Origin of the sequence: Microbacterium xanthum, assembly GCF_034531355.1 — a bacterium.
In the GTDB taxonomy this organism is placed as follows: Bacteria; Actinomycetota; Actinomycetes; order Actinomycetales; family Microbacteriaceae; genus Microbacterium; species Microbacterium xanthum.
In genome coordinates this window covers 77,497-93,398 of record NZ_JAWHUE010000002.1, presented here as the reverse complement: position 1 = coordinate 93,398, position 15,902 = coordinate 77,497, and the positions used below count along the sequence as shown (strand labels likewise).

The following is a 15,902-nucleotide window of genomic DNA, read 5'->3' as shown; positions in this document are numbered from 1 at the left end:
AGTCCCCGTGACCATCACACCCCCGCCGCTGCGGGCCGGGATCATCGGCACCGGCGCGATCGCCCACGCCCACGCGTCGGCGATCGCCGAGCTGGCGCCGCACATCGAGCTCGTCGGTGTCGCGGATGTCGACGCGGACCGCGCGAGCGAATTCGCCGCGCTCTTCGGCGGACCGGCCACGTACGGCACCGCCGACCGACTGCTGGCCGAGGCGGATCTCGACCTCGTCTCGGTGTGCACCCCGCCGAAGACGCACACGCCTCTCGCGACCGCCGCGATGCGGGCGGGGGTCCCGGTGCTCGTGGAGAAGCCGACGGCGTTGAGCCTCGCCGAGATCGACGAGCTCGTCGCCGTCCATGCCGAGACCGGGGTTCCCGCACTGACGGTGTTCCAGCATCGCTTCGGGCCCGCCGCGGTGCGGTTGCGCGCCCTCGCCAGGGAGGGCGCGCTCGGGCGCCCGCAGGTGGCGACCTGCGAGACCCTCTGGTATCGACCCGACGACTACTTCGCCGTGCCATGGCGCGGACGGTGGGACACCGAGGGGGGCGGGCCGACCATGGGCCACGGCATCCACCAATTCGACCTTCTGCTGAGCATCCTGGGCCCCTGGGCGGAGGTGACGGCGATGGCCGCCCGCCAGTCCCGCCCGACCGACACCGAGGATGTCTCGCTGGCGATCGCGCGGTTCGACAGCGGCGCACTGGCCACCGTGGTCAACTCCGTCGTCTCCCCGCGCGAGACCTCGCGCCTGCGGTTCGACTTCGAGTTCGCCACGGTCGAGGTCGAGCATCTGTACGGGTACACCGATGCGGACTGGACCTTCACGCCCGCCCCCGGCCACGAGCACCTCGCCGACCGTTGGCCGGCCGGCGAGGACGACGCCGCCGAAATCAGCGGACACCGGATGCAGTTCGCCGCCGTGATCGACGCCCTGCGCGGCGGCGGTGAACCGGGCGTGTCGATCGCCGATGCCCGCCGCACGTTGGAGTTCGCTGCGGCGACATACGCGTCGGCCTTCCGAGGGCGACCGGTGGCTGCGGGAGAGATTTCGGGAGACGATGCCTTCGTGACCCGAATGGACGGCGACGGCGCTCCCTGGGCGCCGATCAAGGGGGTTTCGGCATGACGCTCACCATCACCCGCGGCGAGGATCGGCTGGTCGTCCGCGCGGACGGCACTGAGATCGCGACGTACGTGTTCGCATCCGACGCACCGACCTTCGAGGGCCCGAAGCCCTACCTGCACCCGATCCGCGCCCTGGACGGGGGTGTTCTGACCGGGTACCGCCCGTGGGATCACCGCTGGCACAAGGGTCTTCAGTTCACGTGGACCCATGTGTCCGGCGAGAACTTCTGGGGCGGCCCGACCTACATCGACGGGGAGGGCTATGTCGCGCGCGACAACGTCGGCCGGATGCGTCACGACGACTTCGACGCCCTCGTCGACGCCGGGGAGGAGGTCTCCTTCACCGAACAGCTCACGTGGATCACGCAGGCGGGCAGCGAGTGGGTCGCCGAGACGCGCACCCACCGGTTCGGCGGCGTCGACCGCGAACGGGGGCTGTGGGTCCTCGACTTCGACACGACGTTGCGCAACATCAGCGGCAGGACCCTCGAGCTCGGAAGTCCGACGACGCAGGGGCGTGCGAAGGCGGGTTACACCGGCTTCTTCCTGCGCATGCCGCGCGCGTGGACCGGCGGGACGGTGATCTCCCCCGACGCCTCGGACCCGGACGAACTCATGGGGGCCGTCGCAGAATGGGTCGCCTTCTCGGGTCGGCACGACGATGTCGACGGCGGCGGGACGGTGCTCTCCTACGCGGGGGCGTCCTCGGCGCCACCGCCGGTGAAGTGGTTCGTGCGCAGCGAACCGTTTCCGGTGCTCAGCCCGTCGCCGTCCTTCGACGAGCACATCTACGTCGCGCCCGAGGCGGAGATCTCCCTGTCGCATCGGTACGTCTTCGGGGATCGCATCTGGGATGCGGAAAAGACGCGCTCGATCGCGGAGGAGCTGGCGCCGTGAGCACGAAGCATCCGCTGACCGGCGCCATCCGCATCCCGCCGATCTTCCCCGGCGGGGTCGCGGTCAGCGACCTGTGCGTGTACGACGCCGAGGGCCCCGACGGACTGGCCGGGGGGTCCCCGCACCTGCACACCGCCTCGGGCGAGGGCTACGTGGTCACCGGCGGTATCGGTGAGGTGCATACGCTGTCGCACGAGGGGGCGGCCATCCACCCGTTGGCACCCGGCGAGGTGGTCTACTTCTCTCCGGGCACCGTGCATCGACTGGTCAACCGCGGCGACCTCCGACTCGTCGTGGTCATGCAGAACGCGGGCCTTCCCGAGGCGGGTGATGCGGTTCTGACCTTCCCGACGGAGGTGCTGGAGGATGCCGACGCGTACGCCGCGGCGGCATCCCTGCCCGAGGGCGACGCCGATCTCGTGGCCTCCGCCGCACGCCGCAGCCGCGACCTGGCGCTCGAGGGCTACGGCCAGCTGCGCGCCGCCATCCGCGACCGCGGCCCGGAGGCCTACGCCGAGTTCCAACGCCGCGCCGCGAGACTGGTCCGGCCGCGCGTCGCGCACTGGCAGCAGATGTGGGAACGGACGGTGGCCGCCGAGACGAACCGCACGCGCGATCAGCTGGCCTCCCTCGCGGAGGGCCACCCGGGCCTGATGGGCGACGCGACGGTCGTGCGTGCGGACCCCGCGCCCGGACCGCGCCGGTTCGGCATGTGCGGGCGCCTGCAGACCTGGCGCTGGCCCTCGACCTGACCGGTCCCCCGCCATCCGTCACGAAGGAAGGGATCCCATGCTCCTCGACACCGACCGACCGCTGCGCTGCGCCCTGGTGGGGACCGGCAGCGTGGCCCGGCTCCACGCCGAAGCGGTCGCCGCGGACCCCGCGGCCCAGCTGGTGGCCGTCACCGACATCTCGCCGGATGCGGCGCGGACCTTCGCGCAGGCCCATGACGTGCCGACGGTCTCCGCCGACCTGGACGCCCTGCTGAGCGCCGAGCGACCGGAGGTCGTCCTGATCTGCACCCCACCGGCGGTGCACCGCGAGCAGGCCCTCGCCGCCTTCGCGGCCGGCGCGCACGTGGTGGTCGAGAAGCCCCCGGCACCGAGCCTGGCGGAACTCGACGAGATGCGCCGCGCGGCCGCGACCGCCGACCGTCGACTGGCCGTTGTGTTCCAGCAGCGCACCGGGACCGCCGCGGCGCACGTCAAGCGCCTCCTCGACGACGGCGCGCTGGGACGGCCCCTGCTCGCGCAGTGCCAGACCCTGTGGTTCCGCGACGCCGACTACTTCGCCGTTCCCTGGCGGGGGAAGTGGAGCACCGAGGGCGGCGGCACGACGCTCGGCCACGCCATCCACCAGCTCGATCTGCTGGCATTCCTCCTCGGCGAGTGGGCGAGCGTCGAAGCGCGCCTGTGGCGGCTCGACCGCGAGACCGAGACCGAGGACGCCTCCACCGCCACCGTGCGGTTCGCGCAGGGCACCGTCGCGCAGGTGGTCTCGAGCACGGTCTCGCCGCGGCAGACCAGCTCGATCCGCATCGACACGCGGAAGGCGACCGTCACCGTCGACCACCTGTACGGGCACGGCCATGAGAATTGGTCGATCACTCCGGCGCCGGGCTTCGAGCCCGACGCCGCGGACTGGGCGCTGCCCGCGCACGAAGTCGCCAGCGGTCACGCTCCTCTCCTGCACGATGTGTTCGCCGCGCTGCGCGCGGGGGCGCCTCTGCCGCCGACGGCAGACGCCCCGGCGAGGTCGCTGGAGCTGGTGGCGGCGATGTACGCGTCGGCCGCGGCCGACGGACGCCCGGTCACCCCCGAGGAGCTCGCCGCGCATCCGACCCATCGTCGAGGCTTCGAGAGCCCGGTCATCGATCTGCGGACGCCCTGATGCCGCGCGGGCCCCGCGGTCCTCTCCCGACCGATCCCGCACTCGGCGAGGTGTATCGCGATCCCGTCTACGACGGCGCGACCGACCCCACCGTCGTGCGCACCCCCAACGGGTGGTGGATGTTCTACACCCAGCGGCGCGCCACGCACCCCGACCCCGGCCCCGGGGTCGCATGGGTGCACGGCAGCCGCGTGGGTGTCGCCCGCAGCGACGACGGCGAACGCTGGCGATACGTCGGCACGCTCGCGCCGGGATCCTCCGGGACTCTGACCCTTTCGGCAGGTTCTCCCCCGCGGGATGTCGACCGCACGCACTGGGCGCCGGATGTCATCCACGACGGCACCGGGTGGCGGATGTACCTCACCGAGATCGCCGGAATCCCCGACCGTTGGGAGGGCCACGCCCGCCACATCGTCGAGTACGCCTCCGACGACCTCGCCGTCTGGCGCCGTGTGGGACCCATCCCGCTGGACAGCGACCGCGTGATCGACGCCGCCGTGCGGCGTTGCCCCGACGGCCGGTGGCGCCTGTGGTACAAGGACGAGGCGGCCGATTCGATCACGAAGGTGGCCGTGTCGGGGGACCTGGCCGCGTGGGAGGCGGCCGGCACGGCGATCGGCGGCCGCCCGCACGAGGGGCCGTTCGCGATCGAGCTCGGCGGCTGGTGGTGGATGATCACCGACGAGTGGCGGGGACTCGCGGTGCACCGCTCACGCGACGCCGTCGTGTGGGAGCGGCAGGACACGCTTCTCCTCGACGAGTCGGGCCCCGTGGGCTCCGGCGCGCAGATCGGACGCCACGCGATGGTCGTCGCCGACGCTGAGGACGCGGGCTGGATCTATTTCTTCACCCATCCGTGGTGGGACGGATCCGAGATCAACGATGCCATGGGCGATGCCCACCGACGCAGTTCGGTGCAGCGGGCGCGCCTCACGGCGGTCGATGGCCGACTGGTGGCCACGCGCTGACACCGCGGGTGCCGGTCACGCCGGGTAGTGGCGCGCGAGAGTCGTCGGCCACGCATCCGACAGGTCGGCGCGATCGGCATGCGGGACGAGTGAGCGCGCCGTCTTGCGCAGGTGCACCCGCATCGCATCGACCGCGGCCCGGCGATCCCCCGCGGCGATCGCGTCGGTGATCGCGGCGTGCTCGTCGAGGATGGCCCCGAGGCGGACGTGGGGAGGCTGGACCCGCTCGGGCGGCGGGGGCGTGGCAAAGCGCAGGTTCTGGATCTGCGACTGCATCCAGGGGTTCTCCATCACCGCGACGAGCGTGTCGTGCCACGCCCGGTCGGCTGCCACGAAGGTCGGGACGTCCTCGATGTCGAGGGCCGCACGCAAACGCGCGGTGTGCGGGGCGAGATCGGGGGAGATGTCTCGCGCGTCCGGCGTCGCCAGGAACGACACCGCCCCGCCTTCCACCAGGAAGCGCATCTCGAACGCGGACTCCATGTCGGCCAGCGAGATGCGACGGACGACGAGGCCGCGGTTGCGCTCGATCGTGACCAGGTTGATGTCGGCCAGACGCAGCACGGCCTCCCGCACCGGGGTGCGGGAGACGCCGAGCCGGTCGGCCAGCGTGTAGATCGAGTGGCGGCTCCCCGAGGGCATCTCACCCTGCATGATCTCGTTGCGCAGGGTCAGGAACACCTGCTCCGAGGTCGATTCCGCGGCACGCACGCTGGGCATCTGCTCAGTGTAGGGCGCCGCGCCGCGTCGCCACACGCGGCGCGCGACCGGGCGTCACGAGGACGCCGGGACCGCTCCCGGGATCGTCGCCCGGGTGCGCGGGGCCGGGATGAACCCCGCCAGCAGCGGGTCGTCCACGCGCCGCATCCACGCGTCGAGATCGGCCTGGAGCCGGTCGCGCACGTCGGCGTGCGCGGGGTCGGCGATGAGGTTCGTCAGCTCCAGCGGATCGGCGACGAGATCGTAGAGCTCGCGTTCGCGGTTGTTCGGCATGTTGCCGCGATCAAGGCCCAGGGGCAGAGAACGGTGCGCCCACGACTGCGTGGGGTCCATGGCGAGGGGCGCGTTGGAGTAGTTGACGATGAGCTTGTGCCGCTCGTCGCGGACGCTCCGCTTGGGGTCGTAGTAGTTGTGGTAGGTCATCTGCCCGAACACCTCGCTCTGCCCCGGCTCGAGGTCGTCGGCGACGGCGATCAGGTTCGGCGCGGTGCGCTCGGCGCCGATCTCGCCGGCGGCATCCAGGAGGGTCGGGACGACGCTCAGGTGCGAGACCATCGCCTGCGGGCGACGCCCGGCCAGATCGCGCCGCCACGGCACGCGCATGATCAAGGCGACCTCGAGTCCCGGTTCGTACAGGGAGCACTTGGCCCTCGGCATCGCGATCCCATGATCGGTGGTGAACACCACCAGCGTGTCCTCTGCCACACCGGCCTCCTTGAGCGCCGCGAGCACCTCCCCGACGGCGGCGTCCATCACACGGACCGCACCCTGGAGCTCGGCGATCTCGGCGCGACTGGAGGCGGTGTCCTCAAGGTAGGGCGGGACGGTGACGCCGCGCTCGTCGTCGGGCTGGATGTGGGAGCCGAGAAACCCGACGACTCCCGCCTCATCACGGTCCGACTGCAGTCGGTGCGGTTCGATGAATCCGACCTGCAGGTAGAACGGCCGCTCCTGTCCGGCTCGCCGTCGGACGGCCGCCGCGGCGCGCCGCGCGACGTCGGGGGCGTAGCCGCCGGTGTCGACGCGGTCGAATCCGAGCCGGTCCGCCACCTCGGCATCCGGCAGCGTGCGGGACTCGTGGTGGATGCCGACCAACTCGGTGGCGTACCCGGCCCGACGCAGGTGCGTGGCCACGTGCCGGGAAGGATCGACCATGTCCCACCCGTGCGGGTCGTGCGTGAGACCCAAGACCCCGGTCTGCTGCGGATAGTCGCCGGTGAACAGCGACGAGCGCGCAGGAGAACACTGCGGCGCGGTGGCGAACGCCCGCTCGAAGACGATGCCGTCCGCCGCCAGCGCGTCCAGTGCGGGAGACTGCACGGTATCGATCCCGTAGGCGGAGAGGAAGCGGCCGAGGTCGTGGCAGTGCAGCAGAAGGATATTGGGGTGGGTCATTGCGGTCTCCGTTCCCGAAAGGCGTTCACAAGTAGCATGCTACCGTGTAGCATGCTACTTATCGCCAAACGATCATAGGAGGACAAGGATGTTCCGATATCGCCGCTGGACCGCGCTCGCCGCGGGTTCCGTCATCGCGACCGCGACCCTCGCGGGGTGTTCCGCCGGCGACGACGCCGCCTCGGAGGGACCCGTCACGCTCGACTTCGCCTACTGGGGCAACGACGTGCGCGCGGAGATGTACGAGGAGTCGATCGCACTGTTCGAAGAGCAGCACCCCGACATCGAGATCCGCTCGACCTTCCTCGGCTTCGCCGAGTTCTGGGAGAAGCGTCAGACAGAAGCCGCCGGCGGCGGACTCCCGGATGTGATGCAGTTCAGCGAGCAGTACCTGCGTCAGTACGGCGAAGCGGGTCTGCTCCTTCCCCTCGACCCCTACCTCGGTGACCCGCTGCAGACCGACACCCTCAGCGACGAGGTGCTCGCTCTCGGCGTCTTCGACGGCGAGACGCTCGGAATCGCCACCTCCACCAACACCTTCGGCGCCTTCTACAACCTCGGCCTGCTCGACGAGCTGGGCATGGAGCCCTTCGAGGCGGGCACGTGGGAGGAGTACAACCAGTGGATGGCCGAGGCCACCACCGCCGGAGCCGACGCGGGGATCTTCGGCGGCACGGACTGGACCGTCGGCTTCCGCAACTTCGAACTGCAGCTGCGCGCCGAGGGCGGGAACCTCTTCACAGAGGACGGACAGCCCGGCTTCGACCGCGAGCGCCTGACGGAGTTCTGGGAGCAGGGCGCATCGCTGCGCGACGGCGTCGCCGTCTCGCAGCAGCGCCTGGAGGAGCTCAGCCCGCTCACGGCCTTCGACGCGTCCGTCGCGGCCAGCGAGTTGCAGTGGGACAACTTCGGGGCCAGCTACGTGCAGAACCTCGGCGTCGACCCCGAGCAGATCGCGCTGGTCGCGCCGCCGACCCTCATCGAGGGCTCGAAGGACATGTTCTTGAAGTCTTCGATGCTCTACACGATCGCCGCCACGACCGACCACCCGGACGAGGCCGCGATCTTCACCGACTTCCTGGTCAACAGCCCCGAGGTCGGCGAGATCTTCGGCACGAACCGAGGCCTGCCCGCGTCCTCGACGCAACTGGCCGGCATGGAGCTCGGCCCCATCGAGACCCAGGTGCAGGAATACGAGGCGTCGATCACCGACCGCCTCGGCGACCCGCCGCCGCTGCCGGTGTCGGGACAGGGCTCACTCGAGGAGAAGTTCCGCCAGCTGGGCGTGGAGCTCGGATTCGGCACCCTCACCATCCCCGAAGCGGTCGACCAGTTCTTCATCGAGATGGACGTCGTCCTCGGCTGAGAAAGGCACACCCATGATCTCCATCGGCATCGTCGGAGCCGGGCAGTTCGCCCGCCACTTCGCCCCCCTGTTCGCTCTGCACCCCGGAGTCGGCGACATCTACGTCACCGACGTGATCCCCGAGCGGGCCACCGCCCTGGTCGACGAGTGCGACCTGACCGGCACGTTCGACGACGTCGACGCGATGCTCGCCTCCGACGTCGACGCGATCGCGATCTTCACGCAGCGGTGGACGCACGGACCGCAGGCGGTTGCGGCCCTCGAAGCGGGCAAGCACGTGTATTCGACGGTGCCGATGGCGTTCACGGTCGACGAGGTCGCGGCCATCCTCGACGCCGTCCGCCGGACCGGGCTGGTCTACATGATGGGCGAGACCAGCCATTACAACCCCGCGACGGTCTTCGCCCGCGACAAGCGCGAGCAGGGGGCCTTCGGCCGGGTCTTCTACGTCGAGGGCGACTACGTGCACGACATGGACCTCGGTTTCTACGCCGCGTACCAGTACAGCGGGGGGCCGGAGTGGAAGCGCACCGCCAGCTTCCCGCCGATGAAGTACCCCACGCACTCGGTCGGCGGGGTGCTCGGCGCGCTGGACGCGCACGCCGTGAGCGTCAGCTGCGTCGGTATCGCCGACGACCGCGACGACGGCGTGTTCGACCGCGAGGTCAGCGACTTCGGAAACGACTTCTCCAACGCCTCGGCGCTGTTCGAGATGTCGGACGGCGGTGCCATGCGTGTCAACGAGTTCCGACGCGTCGGGTACCCCTCGCACATCCGCGAATCGCGCTTCCGCTTCTTCGGCACCGAGGGCAGCTTCGAGCAGCTCGCCGAAGTGAGCGTCTGGCAGGACAAGTCGGGCGTGGACGATGTCTCCGCCGACCTCGAGTGCGTCCCGTCGATGGATGCGGACGACCCCGCGCTGCGCCATATCGCCCCCGATCTGAGGCCGGCCTTCATCAGCGGTCACGCACCCGTGCACGACACCGGGCGCCTTCCTGACAGCTACGCCGTGGCACCGAACGGTCACGACGGAAGTCACCAGTTCCTCGTCGATGACTTCGTCACCGCGGTGGCCACCGGCACCCTGCCACCGGTGAACGCCTGGGTCGCGGCCCGGTACACCGTCCCCGGGCTCGTCGCGCACGAGTCCGCGCTGCGCGGCGGGGAGCGACTGCCCATCCCCGACTTCGGCGATGCCCCGCTCTGAGCGCGGCGGGCGCTCACCGTCTGCCGTGATCTGACCGTTATAAATCGTTCAAAATTTTTGGACGACAGCTCTTGCGAAACGTTTTTCTGCGTCTTACGGTTGCAAGCAAGCGTTTTCCCGCACCCGCACCACCTGCTCTGAGGGAAATCGCCGACACCGCATCACACGGACAACGAGCGTCCCGGTGGAGAACACAGGCGTTCGAAGAGAGGACAAGGATGTTCAGCAAGAAGCGGACCATTGCCGCGATCGCGCTGGCGACCGGCGCAGGACTCGTCCTGGCTGGCTGCTCAGGGGGCTCCGAGCCCGCCGACACGATGGACACGGACGAAGAGGTCACCCTCGACCTCGCCTTCTGGGGCAACGACGTGCGCGCCGAGCTCTACAACGAGGCCATCGCGGCGTTCGAAGAGGAGTACCCGAACATCACGGTGAACTCCACCTTCCTCGGATTCCCCGAGTTCTGGGAGAAGCGCCAGACCGAGGCCGCCGGCGGCAACCTGCCCGACGTCATGCAGTTCGACTACTCCTACCTCCGCCAGTACTCCGAGAACGGTCTGCTGCTCGACCTCGACCCGTTCCTCGGCGGCATCATCGAGACCGACCCGATCCCGCAGAACATCCTCGACATCGGCGTCGTCGGGGGCGTCACGTACGGCCTGGCCACCTCGACCAACGCGTGGGGCATGTACACGAACACGGCACTTCTCGAGCAGGTCGGCGTCGACGAGTTCGCCGGCGGCAGCTGGGGGGACTACAACGACTGGATGGCCGAGGTCACCGACGCGTCCGGCGGCGAGATCTACGGCGGCACGGACTGGACCGGCCGCATCCAGAACTTCGAGATCCAGCTCCGGGCCGAGGGTGGACAGCTGTTCACCGAGGACGGCGAGCCCGGCTTCGACGAGGAGCGCCTCGCCGAGTTCTGGAACTCCGGCACCGCGATCCGCGACGACGAGGTCGTCATCCCGCAGCAGCGCCTCGAGGAGATCTCGCCGCTGTCCGGATTCGGCGCGGCACTGACCACGAGCGAACTGACGTGGGACAACTTCGGCGCCGGCTACCTCGGCGAACTCGGCGAGAGCTACTCGGAGCTGGGCCTGATCGCACCCCCGGTCACCGTCGAGGGCGCGAAGGACCTGTACCTCAAGCCGTCGATGCTCCACTCGATCTCGGCCAACACCGAGCACCCCGAGGCGGCAGCGACCCTGGTGAACTTCCTCGTGAACTCGCCGCAGTCGGGAGAGATCTTCGGCACCAACCGCGGCCTGCCGGCCTCGGAGACCGCGCTGGCCGCGGCCGAGCTCGACCCGCTGAGCCAGCAGATCGCCGACTACGAGGCCTCCATCACCGACCGCCTCGGCGACGCCCCACCGGTTCCGGTCAACGGATACGGCACCCTCGAAGAGGAGTTTCGCGTCCTCGGCACCGAGCTGGGCTTCGGCACCATCACGGTCGATGAAGCGGTCGACCGCTTCTTCACCGAGATGGACGTCACGCTCGGCTGACACACCTCCCGGGGGCTCGGATGACGCATCCGGGCCCCCGGGGCACCACCCGCCCCCGAACTGGAGTTGACGTGAGTACAACAGCGACGAGAGTGATCGTCACGGGAAAGAGCTCGCGACGATCGCTGATCCAGCGGCGCCGCGCCGAGAGCAACGCGACCCGCCCGGGCCAGAAGCGCCGCCAGCGGAAAGAGACCCTCACCGGGTACGGCTTCCTGCTGCCCTGGCTGATCGGCTTCTTCGGCCTCACCATCATCCCCATGGTGTACTCGCTGTACCTGTCGTTCACGCGGTATAACATCTTCCAGCCGCCGCGCTGGGTGGGACTCGACAACTACATCCGACTGTTCACCAACGACCCCCAGTTCATCCAGTCGGCGCAGATCACCCTGATCTACGTGCTGGTCGGGACCCCGATCATGCTCGCCGCCGCACTCGCCGTGGCGATGCTGCTGAACTACCGCGACCGCGGCGCCGCGTTTTTCCGATCGGCCTTCTACGCCCCGTCACTCATCGGCGCCTCCGTCTCGGTCGCCATCGTGTGGCGCGCCATGTTCTCTGGCGAAGGCCCCGTCGACAACTTCCTGAGCTTCTTCGGCATCAACCTCGGCTCCTGGATCGGCAACCCGCAGCTGGTGCTCCCCGCGATGATCATCCTCGCGGTGTGGCAGTTCGGTGGCACGATGGTCATCTTCCTCGCCGGCCTCAAGCAGATCCCCAAGGAGTTGTATGAGGCCGCGGAGATGGACGGCGCCGGCCCGTGGCACCGCTTCCGGGCGGTGACGCTCCCGATGCTCTCCCCCGTCATCTTCTTCAACCTGCTGCTGGGCCTGATCGGCGCCTTCCAGGTCTTCGCCTCGGCGTACATCATCTCCAACGGCTCCGGCGGACCGGCCGGTATGACCAACTTCATCACCGTGTACCTCTATAAGCGCGGTTTCGCCGACGGCCAGATGGGGTACGCCGCCGCGATTGCGTGGGTGCTGCTGGTCGTGGTGGCCATCATCGCCTTCATCCTTTTCCGCACCCAGCGAAACTGGGTCCACTACTCGGGAGACAACCGATGAGCACGCAGAGCTTCGGCGAACCGGCCGTTCAGGTCCTCGAGCAGCAGGACCTCGACCAGACCCTGCCCGACACCCCCAGCCCGCGGCGCCGCAAGATCAAGCGCAAGACGTGGCAGACGATCGTGTGGTTCGCCGCCCTGATCCTCATCACCGCGGTCGTGCTGTACCCGCTGGTGTGGCTGCTGTTCTCCACCTTCAAGCCGAACGCCGAGTTCGGGCAGAACCCCGGTCTCCTCCCGAACAACCCGACGATCGACAACTACTTCAAGGTGCTCGAGGGCATCGCCGGCATCCCGCTGTGGAAGTTCTTCTGGAACTCCTTCGTCCTGGCCACGCTCGCCGTGATCGGCACGGTGTTCAGCTCGGCACTGGCCGCCTACGCGTTCTCCCGCGTGCAGTTCAAAGGCCTCGGCGTCCTGTTCGCCGCCATGATCGGAACGCTGCTTCTGCCGTTCCACGTCGTGATCATCCCCCAGTACCTCCTGTTCAACAACCTCGGCATGGTCGACACGTTCTGGCCCCTGGTGCTGCCGAAGTTCCTCGCGACCGAGGCGTTCTTCGTCTTCCTGCTGGTGCAGTTCATGCGCCAGATGCCCCGCGACATGGACGAAGCCGCCCGCATCGACGGGGCCGGCCACCTCCGGATCTTCTGGGCCATCATCCTGCCGCTGATCAAGCCGGCGCTGATCACCTGCGCGATCTTCTCCTTCATCTGGGCGTGGAACGACTTCCTCGGACCCCTCATCTACCTGACGAGTCCCGAGAACTACCCGCTCCCGATCGCGCTTCGCCTGTACAACGACCAGACCTCCACCAGCGACTACGGCGCCACGGTGACCGCGTCGTTCCTGGCCCTGGTGCCGATCCTGCTGTTCTTCATCGTCTTCCAGCGGTTCCTGGTCGACGGCGTCGCCACCCAGGGATTGAAGGGCTGAGTTCGTGGGCACGTCGTCGGAGCGGACGCGGGAGCGTCGCGAGCTGAAGGCCGCCCGCCGCGGAGACCGCGACGGCAGCGGACCCACGCTCGACGAGCGCCCTCCCGCGCGCTTCCCGGGCGCCACGGCGAAGTTCGGGCTCCTCGGCGAGGTGCTCATGACGGGTCTGCTCGTCACCCTCGTGGCGATCCCGGTCGTGACGCTGCCCGTCGCGCTGGCCGCCGGCATCCGGCACCTGCGCCGCTTCGTGCGCGCCGAGGGATCGCCGTTGTCTCAGTTCTGGACGGACGTGCGCCGCGGGCTGGCCGGCGGCGCGGTCGTAGGCCTGGCCACCGCCGTGCTGATCGGACTGTTCGCCCTCGACATCGACCTCGCCGCCTCGGGCGCGCTGCCCGGCGGCGCGGTCGTCGCCGTCGTCGGCTGGACGGGCCTGGTCGTGACCGCCGTCGCCCTGCTCACCGCCGCCGGCGCCTGGACGCCGGAGACCGGCTGGCGACACGCGCTGCGCACCACGCCCGGTCTCGTGCGGCGAGATGTGCCCGGCGCCCTCTACCTGGCCGCCACCGCCGCGTTCGTCGTGATCGTGACGTGGGTCCTCGCGCCCCTCGCCATCCCTGCTCTGGGCTGCGCCGCGCTCGCGGTGGTGGCGGTGCCGGAGCGTCGCACCGGTGCCTGACCGGCATCCCTTGCGCCCCCACCCGAACCCGTTCCCCGCCCGAAGGAGTCACGCGTGCTGTACGGCGCCGACTACAACCCCGACCAGTGGCCGGAAGACGTCTGGGACGACGATGTCCGCCGCATGAACGAGGCGGGGGTGAACATCGTCAGCCTCGGCATCTTCGCGTGGTCGCGCATCCAGCCCGCTGAGGGCGTGTGGGACTTCGGCTGGCTCGACCGCGTGATCGACACGCTGCACGCCGGAGGCATCCGGGTCAACCTGGCGACAGCGACCGCCTCGCCGCCGCCCTGGGTCAGCGCCACCTACCCCGAGACGCTTCCCGCCGACGAGACCGGAGCCTCCTACTGGCCCGGCAGCCGACAGCACTTCGCCCCGTCGTCTCCCGTCTACCGCCGCCTGGCGGGCGAGCTGGTCCGCCGCATCGCCGAACGATACGTCGATCACCCTGCGGTGGTGATGTGGCATGTCGGCAACGAGTTCGGCTGCCATCTGTGGATGGATTACTCGGATGCGGCCCGCGATGCCTACCGGCTCTGGCTCCGAGAGAGGTACGGCACGGTAGAGGCCCTCAACGCGGCGTGGGGCACGACCTTCTGGTCGCAACGGTACGGCGCCTTCGACGAGGTCTTCCCGCCGCGCCTGGCGCCCTACAGCCACAATCCCTCGTCGATGCTCGACTTCCGGCGGTTCACCTCCGACATGCTGCTGGAGTGCTACCTCGCCGAGCGCCGGATCCTCCTCGCCGCGGGTGCGACCCAGCCGATCACCACCAACTTCATGGGTCCGTTCAAACCGGCGGACTACCGCCGATGGGCCCCGCACATGGACGTCATCGCCGACGACTGCTACCCCGACCCGGCCCACCCGACCCGTGTGCGCGACTCGGCCTTCCAGCGCGACCTGGTGCGCTCACTCAAACCCGGCGTGCCCTGGCTGCTGTGGGAGCAAGCCACCGACGCGGTCAACTGGCGCCCGGCCAACCCCGGCAAGGCCCCCGGCGCCCTCGCCGCCGAGACCGCGCAGTCGATCGGCCGCGGGGCCGACGGCATCATGTTCTTCCAATGGCGCCAGTCGCGCGCCGGGAGCGAGAAGTTCCACTCGGCGATGCTCCCCCATGCCGGCACGCAGACCCGCACGTGGCAGGAGGTCGTCTCACTCGGCGAGCGCCTGCGTCGACTCGGGGAGCTGCCTGCCCCCGGATCCGACGCGCGCGCGGCGCTGGTCTTCGACTGGGAGAACTGGTGGGCCGTCGAAGAGCGCGATCACCCGTTCGAGATCGACTACCTCGCGGTCGCACTCGAGTGGTACGGCGCGCTGCACCGGCGCGGCGTGATGGTCGACATCATCGGGCCCGAAGAGGCCGACGCCCGCTACGACCTCGTCCTCGCACCCGCGCTCTATCTGCTCCGCGACGACGGCGCCGCCGCGCTGAATCGCTATGTGGGTGAGGGCGGCACCCTCCTGACCGGGCCGTTCAGCGACATCGTCGACCAGCACGATCAGTTCTGCGACGGCGGCTTCATCACGCGGCTCGGCGAGGCGCTGGGGATCCGCTACGAGGACTTCGGCGCACTCGCAGGCCCGCCGGCCGGCGGAATGGGAGTCGGTGCGCTCGGAGCGGTCGGGGCGGTCGGGGCGGGCGACCCGCAGACGGTCGCCCTGACCCTCGACGGCATCGCCGCGCGCGGCACGCTGGTCGCCGAAGCGATCCACGCGACGACGGCCGAGGTCGTCGTCGTCTTCGACGACGGCCCGAACGCGGGACGCCCGGCGCTGACCCGGCAGCGGCACCGCGCCGGGGAGGCCTGGTACGTGGCGACGATGCCGGATGCCACAGGGGTCGACGCGATCGTGGCGCGCCTGCTGCGCGAGACCGGCGTGCGTCCCGTGGTCGACGACCTTCCGGACGGGGTGGAGGTCGCCCGCAGAGGATCGCTCGTGACGGTGATCAACCACGGCGATGTGCCGGCGACGCTCGATCTGGCCGGCACCGATGTCGAGTCCGGTCACCCCCTGGGCCGCACCGAACTCGCCCCGCAGCAGGTCGTCTTCTGCGCCCTGCCCCTCGCAGAGCCTTCCACCCCCGACGCGACCGAGCGCATCCCGGCCGCCGTCTCCTGATCCCACGCCGCGCAGCCCACCGGA

Annotated in this window: 14 protein-coding genes; 12 read left to right on the top strand and 2 right to left on the bottom strand. The window is 69.8% G+C overall.

All coding sequences use genetic code 11. The features are described 5' to 3' along the window. The first annotated feature begins 7 nt into the window (after positions 1–7). From RZO50_RS06125 to RZO50_RS06105, 5 genes are read left to right on the top strand one after another with little or no spacing between them, the layout of a single operon-like run. Entirely contained in the window at positions 8–1,126 is a 1,119-nt protein-coding gene (locus RZO50_RS06125; protein WP_322598839.1) for a Gfo/Idh/MocA family protein, read from the top strand. Next, entirely contained in the window at positions 1,123–2,022 is a 900-nt protein-coding gene (locus tag RZO50_RS06120) for a DUF6807 domain-containing protein (protein ID WP_322598838.1), read from the top strand. The genes RZO50_RS06125 and RZO50_RS06120 overlap by 4 nt, the downstream gene beginning before the upstream one ends. Then, positions 2,019–2,774 (top strand): cupin domain-containing protein, encoded by a 756-nt coding sequence (locus RZO50_RS06115; protein ID WP_322598837.1) that lies wholly within the window; start codon positions 2,019–2,021, stop codon positions 2,772–2,774. The genes RZO50_RS06120 and RZO50_RS06115 overlap by 4 nt, the downstream gene beginning before the upstream one ends. A 37-nt stretch (positions 2,775–2,811) precedes the next feature. Next, the gene (locus RZO50_RS06110; protein WP_322598836.1) at positions 2,812–3,912 is read left to right on the top strand and encodes a Gfo/Idh/MocA family protein; all 1,101 of its coding nucleotides are present in this window, start codon (positions 2,812–2,814) and stop codon (positions 3,910–3,912) included. Beyond that, on the top strand, positions 3,912–4,880 hold the full coding sequence (locus tag RZO50_RS06105) for a glycoside hydrolase family protein (protein WP_322598835.1): 969 nt from the start codon (positions 3,912–3,914) through the stop codon (positions 4,878–4,880). The genes RZO50_RS06110 and RZO50_RS06105 overlap by 1 nt, the downstream gene beginning before the upstream one ends. Positions 4,881–4,895: 15 nt before the next feature. Here the strand turns inward: RZO50_RS06105 and RZO50_RS06100 are convergent, their stop codons facing one another. Both RZO50_RS06100 and RZO50_RS06095 read right to left on the bottom strand, forming a co-directional pair. Continuing rightward, the gene (locus RZO50_RS06100) at positions 4,896–5,600 is read right to left on the bottom strand and encodes a GntR family transcriptional regulator (RefSeq protein ID WP_322598834.1); all 705 of its coding nucleotides are present in this window, start codon (positions 5,598–5,600) and stop codon (positions 4,896–4,898) included. A gap of 54 nt (positions 5,601–5,654) precedes the next feature. After that, positions 5,655–6,995, bottom strand: a complete 1,341-nt coding sequence (locus RZO50_RS06095) for a sulfatase family protein (RefSeq protein WP_322598833.1) — start codon at positions 6,993–6,995, stop codon at positions 5,655–5,657. An 88-nt stretch (positions 6,996–7,083) separates the two neighbouring features. Between RZO50_RS06095 and RZO50_RS06090 the strand changes: the two genes are divergently transcribed. The 7 genes from RZO50_RS06090 (at position 7,084) to RZO50_RS06060 (ending at position 15,878) form a co-directional block, all read left to right on the top strand. Continuing rightward, the gene (locus RZO50_RS06090) at positions 7,084–8,361 is read left to right on the top strand and encodes an ABC transporter substrate-binding protein (RefSeq protein ID WP_322598832.1); all 1,278 of its coding nucleotides are present in this window, start codon (positions 7,084–7,086) and stop codon (positions 8,359–8,361) included. A 13-nt stretch (positions 8,362–8,374) separates the two neighbouring features. Then, positions 8,375–9,568 (top strand): Gfo/Idh/MocA family protein, encoded by a 1,194-nt coding sequence (locus tag RZO50_RS06085; protein WP_322598831.1) that lies wholly within the window; start codon positions 8,375–8,377, stop codon positions 9,566–9,568. A gap of 218 nt (positions 9,569–9,786) precedes the next feature. Then, positions 9,787–11,076: an ABC transporter substrate-binding protein gene (locus tag RZO50_RS06080; RefSeq protein WP_322598830.1), complete on the top strand. Its 1,290-nt coding sequence runs from the start codon at positions 9,787–9,789 to the stop codon at positions 11,074–11,076. Between the two features lie 71 nt (positions 11,077–11,147). Continuing rightward, positions 11,148–12,143, top strand: a complete 996-nt coding sequence (locus RZO50_RS06075) for a carbohydrate ABC transporter permease (RefSeq protein WP_322598829.1) — start codon at positions 11,148–11,150, stop codon at positions 12,141–12,143. After that, on the top strand, positions 12,140–13,078 hold the full coding sequence (locus RZO50_RS06070; RefSeq protein WP_322598828.1) for a carbohydrate ABC transporter permease: 939 nt from the start codon (positions 12,140–12,142) through the stop codon (positions 13,076–13,078). The genes RZO50_RS06075 and RZO50_RS06070 overlap by 4 nt, the downstream gene beginning before the upstream one ends. A gap of 4 nt (positions 13,079–13,082) precedes the next feature. After that, positions 13,083–13,754 carry a hypothetical protein gene (locus tag RZO50_RS06065; protein ID WP_322598827.1) on the top strand — a complete coding sequence of 224 codons (672 nt, stop codon included), beginning with the start codon at positions 13,083–13,085 and terminating at the stop codon, positions 13,752–13,754. 54 nt (positions 13,755–13,808) lie between these two features. Continuing rightward, complete coding sequence (locus RZO50_RS06060) at positions 13,809–15,878, top strand: beta-galactosidase (protein WP_322598826.1); 2,070 nt, start codon at positions 13,809–13,811, stop codon at positions 15,876–15,878. Positions 15,879–15,902: the final 24 nt, after the last annotated feature.